We start from the raw sequence: 18,449 nt of genomic DNA, 5'->3' as shown, positions 1-18,449 counted from the left end.
GCTGCTTATGATCCTCTCCACAACAAGGAGACGGATCATGAACACCCCCATCCGGACCGCGCTCGCGGTCCTTTCTTTCGCCACGGGTGCGCTCGCCACGAACGCGCTGGCGGCCTATCCCGACAAGCCGATCAAGGTCGTCATCGGCTTCCCCGCCGGCGGGCCGCTCGACCAGCATGCGCGCCTGCTCACGGACAAGCTGCAGGCCGTGCTCGGCCAGCCGCTGATCGTCGACTACAAGCCCGGCGCAGGCGGCTCGGTGGGGGCCGACGCGGTCGCCAAGAGCCCCGCCGACGGCTACACGCTCATGCTGGCCAACACCGGCGTGGCGGTGATCAACGGGGCGCTCTACAGCAAGCTGCCCTACAACACGCAGCGCGACTTCGTGCCCATCGCGCGCACCGCCATGCAGCCGCTGGCGCTGCTGGTCACGCCCAAACTGCCGGTGCAGAACCTCAAGCAGTTCATCGACTACGCCAAGGCGCGGCCGGGCCAGGTCAACTACGGCTCGGCCGGCAACGGCGGCATCAGCCACCTGGTGCCCGAGATGTTCAAGACCGCGACCGGCCTGTTCATGGTGCACATCCCCTACCGCGGCAGCGCGCCGGCCTTCACCGACCTGATGGGCGGGCAGGTGCAGTTCATGGCCGAGTCCATTCCGCAGGCGGCCAGCTATCACAAGCAGGGCAAGGTGCGCGCGCTGGCCGTGACCAGCCGCGAGCGCAACCCCGCCCTGCCCGACGTGCCGACCGTGATCGAGTCGGGCGTGAAGGGCTTCGAGGTGGTGGGCTTCTACGGCTTCCTGGCGCCCAAGAACACCCCCAGCGACGTGGTCGCCAGACTGAGCGACGCCTTCAGGCAGGTGCTGACCAGCCCCGAGGTGCGCGACCGCATGGTGAGCCAGGGCGCCGACCCGGCCTTCCTGGGCAGCGAGGACTTCGCGCGCTTCCTGGCGACGGAGACGCCGCGCTGGGAACAGGCGGTGAAGGCATCGGGCGCCCGGATGGACTGACGGTTTCCGGCGCTCAGCCGGGCCGGGCCGCGTGCCGCTCCAGTTGAAGGCCATGTGAATGTCGGGATGCTCGGCCACCAGCCAGTGGAAGTCGGCCGCCGCGACCACTGCCATCTCGGTCGTGTCGACCGCAGGTGTCTTGCACGCGCTCGCGCCCCACAGCGGATCGAGAGTGTCGTCGCGAACTTTGCCGCAGTTGTACTGAACGATTCGGCTGCGGCCCTCCGAACGCGCCGTAACGCCGTTTACATTTCCCTGCACTTGGTCAAGCCGAGGCGAATCGCATCGCCCGGCATGCCAAGGTGAACGCAAACAACACGGGGGAACTCGCGCCATGCGCAAAAAACGAACTCATGCCGGCCTATGGCGCCGGACGGCCTTTCTGAGCTGCCTTTGCGCAGCATCCATGTCGGCCATGGCGGCCGGCACCGGGGCGGCAAGCCTCGCGCTCGATACGGAAAACAACCAGGCGGCGCTCATCGCGTTCGCTCAATGTGACTCGAGCTTTTTCACGCTTCTGGGCAAGACGCCGCGGCTGCTCGGCCCGGGCGTCGAAGTTGCCATGAACGGCACCGCGGCTGCGCCCAAAGTGGCCGATCCCTTGTCCGAAAAAGGACGTGACCAGACCTTCGCCAAGCCCATCGATGTCGCAGGCCTGCGCCTGGCCGGCTGGCACAACGAGGTGAGCTACGACGCAACGGCGGGCGCCTTCATCTGGTGGGGCTTCGACGTCGAAGGCAGCACCGATGCCACCGCAAGCGCGATCAACCGCCTGCTGCAACCGGCACAGCGCGTGCTGAAGATCCAGGGCTCGGACTGGGCCCGCTCCGAGAACCGGCGCATCGGCGACCCCCTCGACACATGGCGCCGTGGCGGCGAGAACGGCACGGTCACCGCCAGGGGCACGGTCGAGCGGGCATTGACCATCGAAACCGATGAAAGAACCGGTCGCACCAAGCTGTATTGCACCCTGCAGGGCTCCGTCACGCCACCGCTGCTGGACCGCGTGCGCCCCGACCTGCCGGCATCGCTTCACCCATGAGCAAGCCCGCCATGAAGAAACTCATCCTCATCGCCGCCCTCGGGCTGGCCCTTACCGGCTGCGCAACGCGCCCCGCCACCGGCCTTGCGGCATGCCGCATCGCTGCGGCGCTTCCCCTGAGCGCCGGCAAGGACGCCTACCAGGACCCTGAGCGCGCGATCACGCTCTGGACTCGTTGCGCCGACCAAGGCCCGCAGACAGACCTGATGAAGAGCCTGGCGCTGCGGATGCGCAGCCACGCGCACAAGCAACTCGAGCAGTACGACGCAGCCATTGCGGACGTCGAACAGGCGCAGCGCCTGTCACCACCCAAGACGGCCTGGGACTTCATCAACATCGCCTCCCTGTACCGCGATTCAGGGCAACCCGGGAAGGCGCTCGAGACGCTTCGCAAGATGCAGGCCGACCGCATCGGCATGACCGGCCGCGGCACGCCTGAAGGCATGCCGATCTACTACCACCTCGGTTGGACCCTGAACGATCTCAAGCAATGGCCCGAGGCCGTCGAGACGCTCACGGAAGGCCTGACCTACCAGCCGGGCTATGCATGGGCCTACATGCAGCGCGCTCTCGCATACGACGCCATGGGCAACCGCGAGCGGGCCCAAAAGGACCTGAACCGCGGCCGCGAACTCCTCGGTGAGAACAGGAAGCCGGGCGACCGCGAGCAGCAGATCGAGTCGCTGCGCAAGCCGCCTTACAAGGACCTGCTGTCCCGGTACAGCTACGACGCCGAGGCATTCGCCGGCAAATGAGCCGGCCGACCGGACACACAGAGAAAATTTCAGGATGAAGAACGCACGACACATCGCCCTCCTTCTGCTCGCGGCCATCGCCAGCCAGGCATCGCTCGCGGCGGACTACGGCAGCTACCGTGGCAAGGGCGGCATGACCGCCTATGACATCAAGCCGAACGTCTACGAGTACCACTACGACAAGGGCTTCACCGGCGTCGATGCCATCGGGTGGGACCCGAACCTGCAGTTCGCATGGTCGCGGCTCGGTGCGGCCAGGACCTGCGGCCTGCCCTTCGACCAGCCCAAGGCCGTCGCGGCGCTGATCGCGAAATACCAGCAGGACAAGATGACGCACGAAATGATCGGCATCGACTTCCATGCCATGAAAAGCAAGGCCAACCCCGCGTTCTGCACGGCGGAGCGCGTCGAAGAACTCCAGCGCGTGATCCCCGGATTCCAGGACGGCAACTTCCCGACGAAGTTCTAGGCGCCGGGCCTCGCGGCACCGTCCACCCGAAGCCGGCTCCCCTTGCAAAAGGGCAGCCGGCTTCTTTTTGGTGCACACATCTTGCATACCAGTTGGCACGGAAGCTGCTGATATGCAGGACCATGGCCATCTCCGCATCCGAAATCAGTGCACGCATCGTCGAAGCGGTGATGGCGCAAAAGCTCGCGCCGGGTTCGCGCCTGGGCGAGCAGCAGCTGGCCATGCTGTTCGACTGCAGCCGCACCATCGTGCGGGAGGCGCTCACCCGCCTGGCGGCGCGCGGCATCGTCACGGTGAGCGCGCGGCGCGGCTGGTTCGTCATCGAGCCCTCGCAGGACGAGGCGCGTGAAGCCTTCGAGGCCCGCCACGTCATCGAACTGGGCCTCATCCGAAGCGCGGGCCGCACCGGAAAGATCGAAAAGACCGCGCTGCGCCAATTGAAGGCGCACCTTCAGCGGGAAAAGGCCGCACTGAAAGAAAGCGACGTCGGCAACCGCAGCTTCCTGCTGGGCGACTTCCACGTGTGCCTGGCCGAATGCCTGGGCAACACGCTGCTGGCCGACACGCTGCGCGACTACACGGCGCGCACCACGCTGATTGCCATGCTCTACCAGTCCACGCACGACGCGGTGCAGTCGTGCGAAGACCACGTGCAGATCGTCGCCGCGCTGGAGCGCGGCGACCACGCCGCGGCCGAGGCGCTGATGGGCGCGCACATCGGCACGGTGCAGTCGGCCCTGCGCGTGCAGGCACCCACCGACCCGCTCGCGCAGCTGCGCGACGCGCTGGCGCCGCTGCACAACACCAACGCCAACGCCGCCGCGCCGCCGAAGCCCAGGCGCCGCAAGGCTGCCGCATCCCTTCCTTCCGATTCCGAACCCGATTCTTCGACTTACCTAGGAGCCCTGCTATGACCTTCTCTTCGTCCAAACGCCACCTCGCGCTCGCACTGGCCTCGGTCGCCATGCTGGCCGCCACGGGCGCCGCCCACGCCCAGAACGCACTCGACAACGTGCTCAAGGCCAAGACCATCAAGATCGCCGTGCCCACCGACTACCCGCCCTACGGCTCGGTCGACAAGAACATGAAGCCGCAGGGCCTGGACGTGGAAATGGCCGAGCTCATCGCCGCCAAGCTGGGCGTGAAGATCGAGCTGGTGCCCGTGACCAGCGCCAACCGCATTCCGTACCTGCAGACCAAGAAGGCCGACCTGGTCATCTCCACGCTCGGCAAGAACCCCGAGCGCGAGAAGGTGATCGACTTCTCGTCGGCCTACGCGCCCTTCTTCCAGGCCGTGTTCGCCGCCAAGAGCCTGAACATCAAGACCTTCGCCGACATGGGCGGCAAGACCGTGGCCGTGACGCGCGGCGCGATGGAAGACCAGGAACTCGCCAAGGTCGCGCCCACCACGCTCGACTACAAGCGCTTCGAGGACAACAACGCCACCATCGCCGCCTTCGTCTCGGGCCAGACGCAGACGCTGGCCGCCAGCGCCGCCGTCGCGGGCGACATGATGCAGAAGAACCCGCAGCTCAACGCCGAGTACAAGCTGCTGCTGAAAGACAGCCCCTGCTTCGTCGGCATCGCCAAGGGCGAGGACAAGCTGAAGGCCAAGGTCAACGAGATCATCGCCGCCGCGCGCAAGGACGGCACCATCGACGCGATGGCGAAGAAGTGGCTCGGCCGCCCCGCCGGCGACCTGCCGGTCTGATCGACCGACGCGGCCATGAACATCGAATTCGACTTCGGAGCGGTGCTCGCCGAATGGCCGCTGCTGCTGCGCGGCGTGGCGTGGACCATCGGCCTCACGGCCGTGGGCACCGTGCTGGGCATGATCGTGGGCACCTTCTGCGCCTGGGCCCGCTCGGGCGGCCCGCGCTGGCTGCGGCTCGTCGTGGGCACCTATGTGGAGCTGATCCGCAACACGCCCTTCATCGTGCAGCTGTTCTTCATCTTCTTCGGGCTGCCGGCCGCGGGCGTCAAGCTCTCGCCGGAGGTGGCCTCGGTGATCGCGATGGTGATGAACCTGGGCGCCTACTCCACCGAGATCATCCGCGCCGGCATCGAGGCCACGCCCAAGGGGCAGATCGAGGCGGCCGTGAGCCTGGCGCTGAGCAAGGCGCAGGTGTTCCTGCGCGTGGTGCTGCCGCCGGCACTGAAGAAGGTGTGGCCCGCCATGGTGAGCCAGATCATCATCGTGATGCTGGGCTCGGCGGTGTGCGGGCAGATCTCCACCGAGGAGCTGAGCTACGCGGCCAACCTCATTCAAAGCCGCAACTTCCGCGCGTTCGAGGCCTTCATCATCGCCACGCTGATCTACCTGGCGCTGTCGGTCGCGCTGCGCCGGCTGCTCGACTGGGCCGGGCCCAGGTTCTTCTTCGGCCGCTGACCGACTGCACACCGGAGCCCCGTCACCATGTCTGATTTTTCTCTCTGGGACATCCTGCGCAACCTGCTGCTGGCGCTGCGCTGGACCGTCGTGCTTTCGCTCATTGCCTTCATCGGCGGCGGCATCGTGGGCGGGCTGCTGCTGTTCCTGCGGCTGCGCGGCGGCAGGATCGCGAACAAGGCCGTGGGCCTGTACGTGCAGCTCTTCCAGGGCACGCCGCTGCTGATGCAGCTGTTCCTGGCCTACTTCGGCATTGCGCTGTTCGGCATCGACGTGTCGGCGTGGACCGCGGCGAGCGTGGCGCTCACGCTGTACACCAGCGCGTTCCTCACCGAAATCTGGCGCGGCTGCGTGGCCTCGATCCCGAAGGGCCAGTGGGAGGCCTCCGGCAGCCTGGCCCTGAGCTTCGGCGAGCAGATGCGCCACGTGGTGCTGCCGCAGGCCGTGAAGATCGCCATTGCGCCCACGGTCGGCTTCCTGGTGCAGGTCATCAAGGGCACGGCGCTGGCGTCAGTGATCGGCTTCGTCGAACTCACCAAGGCCGGCAGCATGATTTCGAACGCCACGTTCAAGCCCTTCGTGGTGTTCAGCTGCGTGGCCCTGCTTTATTTCGTGCTGTGCTTCCCCGTGAGCCTGTACGCCAAGACCCTCGAGAGGAAAACCCATGGCCGCCGTGCTTGAACCGCAACAACCCGCCACCTCGGTGGGCGCCCCCATCGTGCGCATCACCGCGCTGCGCAAGTCCTACGGCACCAACGAGGTGCTCAAGGGCATCGACCTGGAGGTCAAGCGCGGCGAGGTGATCGCCATCATCGGCAAGAGCGGCTCGGGCAAGAGCACGCTGCTGCGCTGCATCAACGGGCTGGAGGTGTTCCAGGAAGGCGCGCTCACGGTCGACGGCAAGCCGCTGCTGCACGAGAGCGCCATGGCCATGCGCGAGCTGCGCCAGCGCGTGGGCATGATCTTCCAGAGCTTCAACCTGTTCCCGCACCTCACGGTCGGCAAGAACGTGATGCTCGCCCCCACGCTGGTGAAGAAGCGCGGCAGCCTGGAAGCCGCCTCGCAGGCGCGCAAGCTGCTCGAGCGCGTGGGCCTGGCCGAGAAGTTCGACGCCATGCCCGAACAACTGTCGGGCGGCCAGCAGCAACGCGTGGCCATCGCCCGCGCGCTGGCGATGGAGCCGGCCGTGCTGCTGTGCGACGAAATCACCTCGGCGCTCGACCCCGAGCTGGTGGGCGAGGTGCTGCGCGTGGTGGAGTCGCTGGCCGACGAAGGCATGACGCTGCTGATGGTCACGCACGAGATGAGCTTCGCGCGCAAGGTCAGCGACCGCGTGATCTTCATGCACCAGGGCCGCGTGCACGAAATGGGGCCGCCGGCGGAGATGTTCGGCAACCCGCAGACGGCAGAGCTCAAGCAGTTCCTGTCGTCGCTGCATGACTGAAGGCGCCGGCCTGGGCTATCCTCGGGCCATGGCTTGCCTGCACACCGCGTCGATTATTCGCCCCCTTCGAAAGATGGTGGGTTAGCGCGCGGTTCCACAAGTACACGCCACACGACCCGCCCCACGAGGCGGGTTTTTCGTTTCCTGGGGTTCTTTTCCAAACCGACTCACCAGGAGATGACATTGCAAACGCCTACCCCCACACCCACCCCCGTGCTTCACATGGTCTGCGGCAAGATCGGCGCCGGCAAATCGACGCTCACGCGGCAGCTCGCCGAAGCGCCCGCCACCGTGCTGATCAGCGAGGACACCTGGCTCGCCGCGCTCTACCCCGGGGAGATCCGCGAACTGCCTGAATACGTTCGAGCGTCGGGCCGGCTGAAGAAGGTCATGGCGGACCACGTCTGCGCCTTGCTGCGTGCCGGCGTGTCCGTGGTGCTCGACTTTCCCGCCAACACCGTGAGCGGCAGAAGCTGGATGCGCGGCATCTTCGAGGCGGCCGGCGTGGCCCACCGGCTGCACTTTCTGGACGTGCCCGACGCGGTCTGCAAGGAGCGACTGCGTGCGCGAAATGCCAGCGGGGAACATCCCTTCGAGACGACGGACGCACAGTTCGACCTGATCACCAGCCACTTCGCTCCCCCGTCCGAGGTTGAAGGGTTCGAGGTGGTGCGGCACGGTTGAAACGCTTTGCGTTGTGCGATGCGTTGTGCGAAGGGCGGCTGTTCAGGGCGGCGCTCACGCCGACGGGGTACCTTGCTCCGCGAATGTCCCCCGGGGCTGCGCCCCTCCTCCTTTATTTCGCTGCGCAAGGCACCCCATCGACGTGAGCGTGGTCAGAGCCGCGGTTGATCGCCGAGTACCAGCAGCGCGAGCTTTGTTCAGGGCGGCCGTTGATCGGGGCGCACCCGCAGCGTGTCCAGTGCACAGGGCGTCGGGTGCTCCCCGCAGCGAAATAAAGGAGGAGGCCGCAGGCCGGGGGACATTCGCGGAGGGGAGTACCCGGCGGCCTGTGCACTCGCCCTGAACAGCAGCGCCCAGAACAACGGCAGCAAGAACACAAGCCCCACTCGAACGCAACGGCCAGCAACAGTCATCGGTATGCTCGAACCAGATGCAAATAGAACAAGCCCGCCCCGAGGAAGCCGCCACCGTCGCGGCCGTGTTGAACGAAGCCGCGCAGTGGATCGCCGCCGAAGGCCGGCCCCTGTGGTCGGCGACCGATATCGGACTGGACCGCATCCAGCGTGACACCGACGCCGGCGGCTACTTCATCGCGCGCAAGAACGGCGAGGTGGCCGGCGTCGTCCGGCTCGACCTTGAAGACGCCTACTTCTGGCCCGAGATCGAACGCGGCAGCTCGCTGTACGTGCACAAGCTCGCGGTGCGCCGGGCGTGGGCGGGCCACGGTGTGCCGGTGCAGCTGCTGGACTTCGCCCTGGAGCGCGCACGCAGCCTGGGGCGCCCCTTTCTGCGCCTGGACTGCGTGGCCGACCGCGCCCCGCTGCGCGCGCTGTACGAGCGCTTCGGCTTCTCGCTGCACAGCGTGATCCACAAGGGCGAACGCGGCTTTGCACGCTACGAGCTTGCAGCAAGACCGCTCGGCAACTGACTCGCGCGACACCCACACACCCCACCCCGCGCCATGCAATTCAAATGGATGGAAGACTTCATCGTGCTGGCGCAAACGCGCAGCTTCACCCGCGCGGCCGAGTTGCGCCATGTGACCCACCCCGCCTTCGGCCGCCGCATCCGCGCACTGGAGTCGTGGGCGGGCACGGCGCTGGTGGAGCGCGGCAGTTCGCCCGTGGCGCTGACGCCCGCGGGCGAGAGCTTCCTGGAGAACGCCAGCCAGATGGTGCGCGGCGTAGAGAGCTCGCGTGAAGAGATGCAAAGCGTGGCCGGCCGCCAGGCCCGCACCGTCACGGTCGTGACCGGCCGCACGCTGGCGCGCACCGTGATGGCCGACTGGCTGGTGCGGCTGCAGCCCGTGCTGCGCGGCGGCGAGGTGCGCGTGCTGACCGGCGCGCTGGCCGAGACGGTGCGCATGCTCGAACACAACGAGGTCGATTTTTCGCTGATCTTCCATCACTCCGCGCTCACCTTCCGGCTCGACGGGCGGCAGTTCTCGCACGTCACCGTGGCGTCCGACAAGCTGGTGCCGGTGTCGCGCGCCGGCGCACAGGGGCAGGCCACGCACAGCTTCGACGCGCCGGGCGACGTGCCGTTTCTCTCCTACGTGCGCACACTGGCCATGGGGCGCCTGGTGGAAGACCTGCTCGCCAACAACCCCCAGGCGCCGCGCCTGAAGCGCCGCATCGAATGCGATTCGGCCGACGCGCTGTACGAATACGTGCTGCGCGGCCTGGGCGTGGCATGGCTGCCGTGGTCGATGGTGCAGGCCGACTGCAAGGCCGGCCTGCTGGTGCCCGTGGGCGGGCGGCGCATGGAAGTGCGCTTCGAGGTGCGGCTGTACCGCCCCAAGCGCCGGCTGGGCCCGCTGGCCGAGGACGTGTGGCGCGCCATGGCTGCGCGCTGACCGGAGCCCAATCGGCACGGATCGGTGCCAGCATGGCACCACCAAGCGGGGTGCGGCTTCGCAGAATTCGCGGACTCACTGCAACAACGAGGCCACGATGCGACTTTCCCGTGCTTTCTCTTCCTGTCTTGCCCTGGCCCTGTGCGGCCTGGCCGCATCGGCCAGCGCGCCCGCCTTTGCCGACACCTACCCCGCCAGGCCCATCACGCTCGTGGTCGGCTACCCGCCGGGCGGCTCGACCGACCTGACCGGGCGCGCGCTGGGCGTGGAGCTGTCGCACCGCCTGGGCGTGCCGGTGATCGTGGACAACATCGGCGGCGCCGGTGGCGCCATCGGCGCGCAGAAGGTGGCCAATGCGGCACCCGACGGCTACACGCTGCTGCTGGGCGCCAACAACGAGATCGCCATCACCAGGCTGGTGAACGCCAGCGTGCGCTACGAGCCGAAGGACTTCACGGCCATCGGCCTGGTCGCCTCGCAGCCGCTGGTGCTGGTGGCCACGCCGGCATCGGGCGTGAAGAACGCGGGCGAACTGCTCGCGCTGCTGAAGAAGAACCCCGGCAAGTACAGCTACGGCAGCTCGGGCGTGGGCACCTCGCTGCACCTGGCCGGCGAAATGCTCAAGCAGCAGGGCGGCGTGGCCATGACGCACGTGCCCTACCGCGGCGTGGCGCCGCTCACCAATGACCTGATGGGCGGCAACATCGACTTCGGCATGTTCGTGCTGTCCAGCGCCCTGCCCTACATCCGCAGCGGCAAGCTGGTGGCGCTGGGCACCACCGAGGCCAAACGCTCCGCCATCACGCCCGACCTGCCCGCGCTGAATGAAACCCCGGCGCTCAAGAACATGGACATCGGCGTGTGGTTCGCGCTGATGGGCCCGGCCAGGCTGCCCGAGCCGGTGCTGGCGCGCCTGAAGAAGGCGCTGGACGAGACACTGCAATCGCCCGACTTCCGCAAGAAGATGGAAGCGACCAGCTCGGTCGTCCCACTGGCGCCGTTGGACATCGACCGCTTCCTCGTCACCGAAACCAGCAAATACCGCAACATCGTGCAATTCGCCAACATCAAGGAATGAGCTTGTCCGCGTCCAATTTCGAACTCCCCGCGCCCGACATTTCGGCCTGGCGCGCCGGCAACACCGGCACCGAAGGCGTCTGGCATTTCGACTCGGGTCAACCCGGGCGCCGCGTGATGATCAGCGCGCTGGTGCACGGCAACGAGGTCTGCGGCGCCTGGGCGCTCAAGGGCCTGCTGGAAGCCGGCGTGCGCCCGCAGCGCGGCAGCCTGACGCTGGCGTTGTGCAACCTGGAGGCCTTCGACCGCTTCGACCCCGCCGACGCCGACGCCTCGCGCTTCATGGACGAAGACCTCAACCGCCAGTGGTCGGCCGACCGGCTCGAAGCCGGCGGCACGCGCGAGCGCCGCCGCGCCGCCGCGCTGCAGCCGCACGTGGCGCGGGCCGACTGGCTGCTCGACCTGCATTCGATGCACGAACCCTCCGCGCCGCTCACGCTCACCGGCGTGCAGCCGCGCAACCTGGCGCTGGCGCGGCTGCTGCGCAGCCCCGAGCACATCGTGATCGACGCAGGCCACAAGGACGGCGTGCGCATGCGCGACTTCGGCCGCTTCGGTGCGCCCGACGCAGAACCGGCCACCGACGCGCTGGCGCTGCTCGTCGAATGCGGCTTCCACGGCGACCCGGCCAGCCGCACCGTTGCGCAGGACCAGTGCGCGCGCTTCCTGCGCGCGGCCGGCACGCTCGACGACGCGGCCATCGCACAGGCGCTGCCGGGCTGGCTGCAGCCGGACGCGCCGCGCCAATGGGCGCTGGACGTGACCGGCCCGGTGGTCGCGCGCAGCGAGGACTTTCGCTTCGCCAAGCCCTTCACCGGCCTGGAAGTGATTGCCCAGGCTGGCACCGTCATCGGCTGGAACGACGGCGAGCCCGTGGCCACGCCGTACGACGACTGCGTGCTGGTGATGCCCTCCACGCGCCAGGCCAAGCCGGGCGTGACGGTGGTGCGCTATGCGCGCCGCCGCGCGCTCTGAACGAACAGCGCGCTTCCGCGCCGCTGTGGCGCTGTTGTCCGACCGCTTTCGCGCCTGAGTTCTGCTAGCTTTTCCGGCTGGCGGCGAAACAGGTTCAGGCGATCAGGAAGCAGCGCGCATGGTCAGTGACACATCGACAACGGGTTACCCCTTTCTGGCGGGTGGCGGGGAAATGGCAGGGCGTATCGCCGGCTTCGACTGGGGCCGCACCAGCCTGGGCCCCATCGACGGCTGGCCCGCCCACATGCGCGTTGCGATCGCCATCATGCTCAGGTCGGACGTGCCCATCGCCACCCTGTGGGGCGAACAGGGCGTGCTGGTCTACAACGACGCCTACGCCGCGTTCTCCGGCCTGCGGCATCCGCAGCTGCTGGGCATGAAGGTGCGCGAGGCCTGGCAAGAGGCCGCGGCCTTCAACGACCATGTGATGAAGGTCGTGATGGCCGGCAACACGCTCGGCTACCAGGACCAGGAGTTGCAACTCAACCGCCGCGGCGAGGCCGAGCAGGTGTGGATGAACCTCAACTATTCCCCGCTGCTCGACGACAGCGGCACGCCGGTCGGCGTGTGGGCGCTGGTGACCGACAACACCGCCAAGGTGCTTGCGGAGCGCCGGCTGCAGGACGACCGCCAGCGCTTTGCCCAGCTGTTCGAGCAGGCCCCCAGCTTCATGACCATGCTGGAAGGCCCGGAGCACCGCGTGGTGCTGGCCAACCCCGGCTACCTGCGGCTGGTGGGCAACCGCCCTTTGATCGGCCTGCCGGTGGCCGAGGCGCTGCCGGACGCGGCCGCGCAGGGCTACGTGGCGCTGCTGGACACGGTGTACCGCAGCGGCGAGGCGTTCACGGCCCACGGCGCCCGGTACGACGTGCAGGTCGAGGCCGGCGGGCCGGTGCACGCGCGGCACGTCGACTTCGTTTTCCAGCCGATTCGCGACGCGCTGGGCGAGGTGGTCGGCATCTTCGTGGAGGGCATCGACGTCACCGCGCGGATGGCTGCCGAAGGCCGGCGCGAGGCGCTCGCACGCTTCACCGACACGCTGCGCTCGCTCCACAGCACCTGCGACGTCGCCCTGGCGGCGGCCGAGATCCTGGCCGACACGCTCCAGGTGAGCCGCGCCGGCTACGGCACCGTCGACCACGACGCGGACACCCTGCATGTGGAGCGCGACTGGCACTCGCCCGAGTGCGAATCGCTGGCCGGGGTGCTGAACCTGCGCGACTACGGCTCTTTCATCGACGACCTCAAGCAGGACCGGTTCGTGAACGTGCCCGACGTGCGGCTGGACGAGCGCACCCGCGCCGCGACGCACGCGCTGGAGGCCCGCCATGCCCGTGCCTTCATGAACATGCCCGTGGTGGAGCACGGCCGGCTGGTGGCGGTGCTGTTCGTCAACCACGTGCAGGTGCGCGAATGGACGAGCGAGGAATGCGCCTTCATGCGCGAGGTGGCGGGCCGCACCCGCACCGCCGCGGAACGCGTGCGCAACGAGGCGGCGCTGCGCGAAGCCAACGAATCGCTCGAGCGCAAGGTGGCCGAGCGCACGCAGGAGCTGATGGAGGTCGAGGCCAAGTTCCGCCAGGCGCAGAAGATGGAAGCCATCGGCCAGCTGACGGGCGGCATCGCGCACGACTTCAACAACCTGCTGGGCGGCATGAGCACCAGCCTGCAGGTGCTCGAAAAGCGCCTGCAGCTGCAGAAGTTCGACAACGCGGGCCGCTACATCGGCATGGCGCAGGAGTCGGTGCGGCGCGCCGCCTCGCTCACGCAGCGCCTGCTGGCCTTCTCGCGCCGCCAGACGCTCGACCCCAGGCCCACCGACGTGAACCGGCTGGTGGGCGGCATCGAGGAGATGGTGCGCCGCACGGTCGGCCCGTCGGTGGAGGTGGAGGTGGTGGGCGCGGGCGGCCTGTGGCTCACGCGGGTCGATGCGTCTCAACTGGAGAACGCGGTGCTCAACCTGTGCATCAACGCGCGCGACGCGATGTCGCCGCACGGCGGCCGCCTGACCATCGAGACCGCCAACAAGTGGCTGGACGACCGCGCGGCGGCGCAGCGCGAACTGCCGCCGGGGCAGTACATCTCGGTGTGCGTCACCGACACCGGCACGGGCATGTCGAGCGACGTGGCGGCGCGCGCCTTCGACCCCTTCTTCACCACCAAGCCCATGGGACAGGGCACCGGGCTGGGCCTGTCGATGGTGTACGGCTTCGTGCGCCAGTCGGGCGGCCAGGTGCGCATCTACTCCGAGCCCGGCGAGGGCACGACCATGTGCCTGTACCTGCCGCGCTTCGTCGGCGATGCCGAGGAAGACTCGCTGCTGATGCAGCCGGTGGCCGACCACCGCGGCGAAGGCGAGGTGGTGCTGGTGGTGGAAGACGAAGCCACCATCCGCGCCATCGTGGCCGAGGAGCTGGAGGACGCGGGCTACCGCGTCATTTCGGTGGCCGACGGGGCCGCCGCGCTGCGGGTGCTGCAGTCGGACGCGAGCATCGACCTGCTGCTGACCGACGTGGGCCTGCCCGGCGGCCTGAACGGGCGCCAGGTGGCCGACGCGGGGCGCGTGAGCCGGCCAGACCTCAAGGTGCTGTTCATCACCGGCTACGCGGAAAACGCCGCGGTGGGCAACGGCCTGCTGGAGTTCGGCATGGAAGTGATCACCAAGCCCTTCGACGTGGCGGCGCTCACCGCCAAGGTGCAGGAGATGATCGAGCGTTGACGAACCCGAAGCCGACCGCCCCGCAGAGCTGCCGTTTCCGTGAACGCACCGGCCCGCACGGGGCTGTGGCAAGCTCGCCCACCGTATGAACCTCCGCCACTTCCACTCTTCGCCTTCCCGGCACCTGTCGCTCCCGTCCTCGCGCCGAACGGTGCTGCGCGCGCTGCTGGGCGCGGCGGCGCTGCAGGCGCCGTTCGCGGCGCTGGCCGGCTTCAACTTCTTCACCAGCGAATACACCGCCACCCGCGACGAACTGCAGGCGCAGATCGCCAAGCGCTTTCCGGTGGCCGAGCGCTATGCCGAGATCTTCATGGTCGGGCTGCGCGAGCCGCAGCTGGGCCTGGACGCTGCCGCCAACCGCGCGACCGTCAGCGCCACGCTGACCATCGCGAGCCCGCTGCTCGCGGCCTCGCCGGTGCAGGGCCTGGTGTCGGTCAGCAGCGCGCTCAAATACGACGCGGCCACCCGCGCGCTGCGCCTGGACCAGCCCAAGGCCGAACGGCTCGAGCTGCAGGGCGTGGAGGGCCGCGACGCCGAGCGGCTGCAGCGCGTGGCCGCGGTGGTGGCGCAGGAGCTGCTGCAAGGCCAGGTGCTGCGCAGCTTCACGGCCGACGAACTCACGGTCGGGCGCAAGACCTACGAGATCGGCGACATCACGGTGCAAGACAACGGGATCAAGGTCCAGCTCAAATGAAACACGCACCCCTGGCCGCCGGCCTTCTCGCCCTGGCCGTTGCCGGCTGCGCGGCCATCGCGCCCACCGCCCGACAGCACTTCGACCTGGAAGCCCACCGTGGCGGCCGCGGGCTGGCGCCCGAGAACACGCTGGCCGCGTTCGACAACGCCATCGACCTGGGCGTGAACACGCTGGAGCTCGACATCGGGCTCACGGCCGACGGCGTGGTGGTGATCTCGCACGACACCTCGCTCAACCCCGACCACACGCGCGACGCCGGCGGCGCCTGGCTCGCGCCGAAGAGCGGCGCGGCCATCCGCTCGCTCACGCTGGCGCAGCTGCAGACCTACGACGTGGGCCGCCTGAACCCGTCGAGCAACTACGGCAAGCAGTTCGCGCTGCAGCGCGCGCGCGACGGCGAGCGCATTCCCACGCTGGCCGCGCTGTTCGCGCGGGTGCAGGCGCGCGGCGCGAACGCGGCCACGGTGCACTTCAACATCGAGACCAAGATCGACCCGACCAAGCCCGACGAAACGGCCGCGCCCGAGCCGATGGTGCGCGCGCTGCTCGCCGAGATCGACAAGGCCGGGATGGCCGACCGGGTGACCGTGCAGAGCTTCGACTGGCGCACGCTGGCGCTGGTCGGCCGGCTTGCGCCGCAACTGCCGCGTGCCTACCTCACGACCGCCCGCACGCTGAAGGACAGCCGATGGACGGCGGGCCTGGACGCGGGCAGCTTCGCCTCGGTGCCGCAGATGGTGAAGGCCGCGGCAGGCCATGCGAGCGGCCCGCTGACCTGGTCGCCGGCCTACGCCGACCTGACACCCGCCGTCATCAGGCAGGCGCACCAGCTCGGCCTGAAGGTGCTGCCCTGGACGGTGAACGAGCGCGCCGACATGCTGCGGCTGATGGACTGGGGCGCGGACGGCCTCATCACCGACTACCCGGACGTGCTGCGCGACCTGATGCGCGAGCGCGAGCTGTCGCTGCCGCCGCCCGGGAAGAACACGCCATGAGCGCCGCGCAGCAACTCGACGCCTTCGCCGCGCGCCTCGCGACCTTGCGCAAGGAAGGCGGCGGTTCGGTCACCACCCTGTCGAACGAAGCCCGCGCCAGCACCGCGCTGCTGGCCGCCCTGCCCCCGCGCTACGGCGAGGTGCTGCTGAACCTGCTCGACCGGCTGGAGTCGAGCGCGCTGTTCAGCGAGGAGAGCTGCTCGTTCAGCCAGAAGGACCTGCTCGACAACCTGCAGGTGTGGGTGGACAAGGCCCGCGGCCAGCTGGTGGCTTAGCACCCGCGCTTATCATCCGGCCCCATGCGCACCCTGCTGCTCGCCCTCATGATCGCCCTGCTGCCCATTCGCGGCTGGCTGGGCGACGCGATGGCGGTGGAGATGGCGAAGCACTCGCTGCCCGAGGCCGTTTCGGTGGCCAGCGCCGCCACCGAAGCCCATTGCCATGAAGCGATGGAAGCCGGTGACCACCGTGGCATGGCCATGCAGATGAGCGCGGGCACCGACATGCCCGATCCCCTTGCTCACGCCACGCATGACACGCACGAGTCGCACGACGACGCCGGTGCCGACCACCAGGGCTGCGGCACCTGCACCGCCTGCCAGGTCTGCCACACAGTGGCGCTCGGTGGCATGCCCCAGGTCGACACCGTGCACGGCGCGCCCCAGGCGCCGCCCGCCGCACATGCCAGCCGCTTCGCCAGCGCAGAGCCTGCCCAGGGCCTGAAGCCACCCATTTCCTGATCTCCCTGCCCGTGGTCCGTCCGCAGTGAGCCCGCCCCGGCTCGCGGCGTTGGTCGTATTGCTCATGGAGATCGAGCGTGAACCCCTTCATTGGCTGGCCGTCGGCCGGCATCCGTTGCTATACAAAAAATAGCAACATACGCAAGCCTGGCAAGCGTAAACCAGGTATTTTGTTCGTCAAATCGGCCGCCGCACTGGCTGCCGCGTCGGTGCTGGCCGGCTGCGCGAGCCTGTCGCCGGACGGCGGCAGCGCCGACGTGCAGGCGCTGGTCGGCGGCAACCCGCTCATGGCGGGCGCCACGGCCCAGCGCACGCCCGACGCGGCCTCGCAAAAGCGCGTGGACGAACTGCTCGCCACGCCGCTCGATGCCGAAGCCGCCGTGCGCATCGCGCTCGTCCAGAGCCCGCGCGTGCAGGACGCCTTTGCCACGCTGCAGCTCAGCGACGCCGACCGCGTGCAGGCCGCGAGCCTGCCGAACCCGGTGTTCGCCTTCAGCCGCCTGACCGAGGGCAGCGAGCGCGAGATCGACCGGCTGCTGAGCTTCAACGTGGTGGGCCTGCTCACGCTGCCGTGGCAGGCGCGCTGGGCCGGCCAGCGGCACGAGTCGGCCAAGCTGCAGGCCGCGCAGAGCGTGCTGCTGCTGGCCGCCGACACGCGCCGCGCCTGGGTGCGCGCCGTGGCCGCCCAGCAGAGCGTGGTGTACCTGCGCGACGCGAAGGAGGCCGCCGAAGCCGGCGCCGAACTCGCGCACCGCATGGCGCAGGCCGGCAACTGGAGCGCGCTGCAGCGCACGCGCGAACAGCTGCTGCTGGCCGATGCGGCGGCGCAGCTCGCGCGCGCGGAACAGGCAGCGCTCGCCTCGCGCGAGCAGCTCACCCGCTTGCTGGGCCTGAGCGGCGAGCGCACCCACTACGCCCTGCCCGACCGCCTGCCACCGCTGCCCAAGGCCGCGCCCGAACTCGGCGACGTGCAGGCGCTGGCGCTGCGCGACCGGCTCGACGTGCGATCGGCGCAGGCGCAGAACACGGCCGTGGCCGGCGCGCTGGGCCTCACGCACGCCACGAGCGTCGTCAACGCGATGGAACTCGGCGTGGCGCGCAACAGCAAGTTCGACAACGGGCCCGAGCGCTCGCGCCGCACGCAGCGCGGCTTCGAGCTCGACGTGCCGATTCCGCTCTTCGATTGGGGCCAGGCCCGCAACGGCCGCGCCGAGGCGCTGTACCTGCAGTCGGCCGCGCGCGTGCGCAACGTGGGGGTGCTGGCCGCCAGCGAGGCGCGCGAAGCCTGGCAGGGCTGGAACACGGCCTACGCCATCGCCCGGCGCTACCGGGACGAGGTGCTGCCGCTGCGCAAGCAGGTCAACGAGGAGATGGTGCTGCGCTACAACGGCATGCTCGCGAGCGTGTGGGAGCTGCTCGGCGAAACGCGCGCCAGCATGCTCGCGGTGAACGCGGGCATCGAGGCCCAGCGCGATTTCTGGCTGGCCGATACCGACCTGCAACTGGTGCTCACGGGCAGTTCGCCTGGCGGCATGACGGCGCTGCAGACAGCGACATCGGCAGGAGGGCCCGCCGAATGCTGTCTCTTATACACAT

At 68.9% G+C, this 18,449-nt stretch carries 20 protein-coding genes; all 20 read left to right on the top strand.

From position 1 onward, the window contains the following. Positions 1-37: 37 nt before the first annotated feature. Positions 38-1,012 (top strand): Bug family tripartite tricarboxylate transporter substrate binding protein, encoded by a 975-nt coding sequence (locus AC0IYU_RS33900; protein WP_435484415.1) that lies wholly within the window; start codon positions 38-40, stop codon positions 1,010-1,012. Between the two features lie 415 nt (positions 1,013-1,427). Then, on the top strand, positions 1,428-2,054 hold the full coding sequence (locus AC0IYU_RS33895) for a hypothetical protein (RefSeq protein ID WP_472126532.1): 627 nt from the start codon (positions 1,428-1,430) through the stop codon (positions 2,052-2,054). A gap of 11 nt (positions 2,055-2,065) precedes the next feature. Next, positions 2,066-2,809 carry a tetratricopeptide repeat protein gene (locus tag AC0IYU_RS33890; RefSeq protein WP_472126529.1) on the top strand — a complete coding sequence of 248 codons (744 nt, stop codon included), beginning with the start codon at positions 2,066-2,068 and terminating at the stop codon, positions 2,807-2,809. 34 nt (positions 2,810-2,843) lie between these two features. Beyond that, positions 2,844-3,278, top strand: a complete 435-nt coding sequence (locus AC0IYU_RS33885; protein WP_472126525.1) for a hypothetical protein — start codon at positions 2,844-2,846, stop codon at positions 3,276-3,278. Positions 3,279-3,400: 122 nt separating this feature from the next. After that, positions 3,401-4,192 (top strand): GntR family transcriptional regulator, encoded by a 792-nt coding sequence (locus AC0IYU_RS33880; protein ID WP_472126521.1) that lies wholly within the window; start codon positions 3,401-3,403, stop codon positions 4,190-4,192. Then, a complete protein-coding gene (locus AC0IYU_RS33875; protein WP_472126518.1) occupies positions 4,189-4,989 on the top strand; it encodes a transporter substrate-binding domain-containing protein in 801 nt (266 codons plus the stop codon). Before AC0IYU_RS33880 ends, AC0IYU_RS33875 begins: the two co-directional genes overlap by 4 nt. 15 nt (positions 4,990-5,004) lie before the next feature. Then, positions 5,005-5,667, top strand: coding sequence for an amino acid ABC transporter permease (locus AC0IYU_RS33870; protein ID WP_472126516.1), 663 nt, complete (start codon positions 5,005-5,007; stop codon positions 5,665-5,667). A gap of 27 nt (positions 5,668-5,694) precedes the next feature. Then, positions 5,695-6,348: an amino acid ABC transporter permease gene (locus AC0IYU_RS33865; protein WP_472126513.1), complete on the top strand. Its 654-nt coding sequence runs from the start codon at positions 5,695-5,697 to the stop codon at positions 6,346-6,348. Continuing rightward, on the top strand, positions 6,332-7,111 hold the full coding sequence (locus tag AC0IYU_RS33860) for an amino acid ABC transporter ATP-binding protein (protein ID WP_472126510.1): 780 nt from the start codon (positions 6,332-6,334) through the stop codon (positions 7,109-7,111). Before AC0IYU_RS33865 ends, AC0IYU_RS33860 begins: the two co-directional genes overlap by 17 nt. Before the next feature lie 177 nt (positions 7,112-7,288). Further along, positions 7,289-7,795 carry a P-loop nucleotide/nucleoside kinase family protein gene (locus AC0IYU_RS33855; protein WP_472126507.1) on the top strand — a complete coding sequence of 169 codons (507 nt, stop codon included), beginning with the start codon at positions 7,289-7,291 and terminating at the stop codon, positions 7,793-7,795. Positions 7,796-8,225: 430 nt separating this feature from the next. Beyond that, complete coding sequence (locus AC0IYU_RS33850; RefSeq protein ID WP_472126504.1) at positions 8,226-8,723, top strand: GNAT family N-acetyltransferase; 498 nt, start codon at positions 8,226-8,228, stop codon at positions 8,721-8,723. Positions 8,724-8,756: 33 nt separating this feature from the next. Beyond that, positions 8,757-9,650, top strand: a complete 894-nt coding sequence (locus AC0IYU_RS33845; protein ID WP_472126501.1) for a LysR family transcriptional regulator — start codon at positions 8,757-8,759, stop codon at positions 9,648-9,650. 97 nt (positions 9,651-9,747) lie between these two features. Beyond that, positions 9,748-10,728: a Bug family tripartite tricarboxylate transporter substrate binding protein gene (locus AC0IYU_RS33840; protein ID WP_472126498.1), complete on the top strand. Its 981-nt coding sequence runs from the start codon at positions 9,748-9,750 to the stop codon at positions 10,726-10,728. 2 nt (positions 10,729-10,730) lie between these two features. After that, entirely contained in the window at positions 10,731-11,702 is a 972-nt protein-coding gene (locus tag AC0IYU_RS33835; protein WP_472126496.1) for a M14 family metallopeptidase, read from the top strand. Between the two features lie 172 nt (positions 11,703-11,874). Continuing rightward, positions 11,875-14,421, top strand: a complete 2,547-nt coding sequence (locus tag AC0IYU_RS33830; RefSeq protein WP_472126493.1) for an ATP-binding protein — start codon at positions 11,875-11,877, stop codon at positions 14,419-14,421. 85 nt (positions 14,422-14,506) lie between these two features. Next, positions 14,507-15,115 (top strand): DUF1439 domain-containing protein, encoded by a 609-nt coding sequence (locus AC0IYU_RS33825; protein ID WP_472126490.1) that lies wholly within the window; start codon positions 14,507-14,509, stop codon positions 15,113-15,115. Beyond that, positions 15,112-16,113 carry a glycerophosphodiester phosphodiesterase gene (locus AC0IYU_RS33820; protein WP_472126487.1) on the top strand — a complete coding sequence of 334 codons (1,002 nt, stop codon included), beginning with the start codon at positions 15,112-15,114 and terminating at the stop codon, positions 16,111-16,113. The genes AC0IYU_RS33825 and AC0IYU_RS33820 overlap by 4 nt, the downstream gene beginning before the upstream one ends. After that, positions 16,110-16,388, top strand: coding sequence for a hypothetical protein (locus tag AC0IYU_RS33815; RefSeq protein WP_472126484.1), 279 nt, complete (start codon positions 16,110-16,112; stop codon positions 16,386-16,388). Before AC0IYU_RS33820 ends, AC0IYU_RS33815 begins: the two co-directional genes overlap by 4 nt. Positions 16,389-16,412: 24 nt before the next feature. Then, a complete protein-coding gene (locus AC0IYU_RS33810; RefSeq protein WP_472126481.1) occupies positions 16,413-16,853 on the top strand; it encodes a hypothetical protein in 441 nt (146 codons plus the stop codon). A 170-nt stretch (positions 16,854-17,023) separates the two neighbouring features. After that, on the top strand, positions 17,024-18,449 hold a 1,426-nt coding region (locus AC0IYU_RS33805), incomplete at its 3' end, for a TolC family protein (RefSeq protein WP_472126478.1).

It is taken from the genome of Variovorax sp. AC103 (assembly GCF_979254005.1).
The sequence above is the reverse complement of the archived record's forward strand: the minus strand, read 5'-3'. Positions and strand labels throughout refer to the sequence as shown.

Excerpts from the sequence above, each read along its gene's own strand:
- AC0IYU_RS33820 (WP_472126487.1), top strand. The coding sequence starts at position 15,112 with ATGAAACACGCACCCCTGGCCGCCGGCCTTCTCGCCCTGGCCGTTGCC.
- AC0IYU_RS33885 (WP_472126525.1), top strand. The coding sequence starts at position 2,844 with ATGAAGAACGCACGACACATCGCCCTCCTTCTGCTCGCGGCCATCGCC.
- AC0IYU_RS33875 (WP_472126518.1), top strand. The coding sequence starts at position 4,189 with ATGACCTTCTCTTCGTCCAAACGCCACCTCGCGCTCGCACTGGCCTCG.
- AC0IYU_RS33855 (WP_472126507.1), top strand. The coding sequence starts at position 7,289 with ATGACATTGCAAACGCCTACCCCCACACCCACCCCCGTGCTTCACATG.
- AC0IYU_RS33900 (WP_435484415.1), top strand. The coding sequence starts at position 38 with ATGAACACCCCCATCCGGACCGCGCTCGCGGTCCTTTCTTTCGCCACG.
- AC0IYU_RS33845 (WP_472126501.1), top strand. The coding sequence starts at position 8,757 with ATGCAATTCAAATGGATGGAAGACTTCATCGTGCTGGCGCAAACGCGC.
- AC0IYU_RS33840 (WP_472126498.1), top strand. The coding sequence starts at position 9,748 with ATGCGACTTTCCCGTGCTTTCTCTTCCTGTCTTGCCCTGGCCCTGTGC.
- AC0IYU_RS33880 (WP_472126521.1), top strand. The coding sequence starts at position 3,401 with ATGGCCATCTCCGCATCCGAAATCAGTGCACGCATCGTCGAAGCGGTG.
- AC0IYU_RS33850 (WP_472126504.1), top strand. The coding sequence starts at position 8,226 with ATGCAAATAGAACAAGCCCGCCCCGAGGAAGCCGCCACCGTCGCGGCC.
- AC0IYU_RS33890 (WP_472126529.1), top strand. The coding sequence starts at position 2,066 with ATGAAGAAACTCATCCTCATCGCCGCCCTCGGGCTGGCCCTTACCGGC.
- AC0IYU_RS33815 (WP_472126484.1), top strand. The coding sequence starts at position 16,110 with ATGAGCGCCGCGCAGCAACTCGACGCCTTCGCCGCGCGCCTCGCGACC.
- AC0IYU_RS33860 (WP_472126510.1), top strand. The coding sequence starts at position 6,332 with ATGGCCGCCGTGCTTGAACCGCAACAACCCGCCACCTCGGTGGGCGCC.
- AC0IYU_RS33810 (WP_472126481.1), top strand. The coding sequence starts at position 16,413 with ATGCGCACCCTGCTGCTCGCCCTCATGATCGCCCTGCTGCCCATTCGC.
- AC0IYU_RS33830 (WP_472126493.1), top strand. The coding sequence starts at position 11,875 with ATGGCAGGGCGTATCGCCGGCTTCGACTGGGGCCGCACCAGCCTGGGC.
- AC0IYU_RS33870 (WP_472126516.1), top strand. The coding sequence starts at position 5,005 with ATGAACATCGAATTCGACTTCGGAGCGGTGCTCGCCGAATGGCCGCTG.
- AC0IYU_RS33865 (WP_472126513.1), top strand. The coding sequence starts at position 5,695 with ATGTCTGATTTTTCTCTCTGGGACATCCTGCGCAACCTGCTGCTGGCG.
- AC0IYU_RS33825 (WP_472126490.1), top strand. The coding sequence starts at position 14,507 with ATGAACCTCCGCCACTTCCACTCTTCGCCTTCCCGGCACCTGTCGCTC.
- AC0IYU_RS33895 (WP_472126532.1), top strand. The coding sequence starts at position 1,428 with ATGGCGGCCGGCACCGGGGCGGCAAGCCTCGCGCTCGATACGGAAAAC.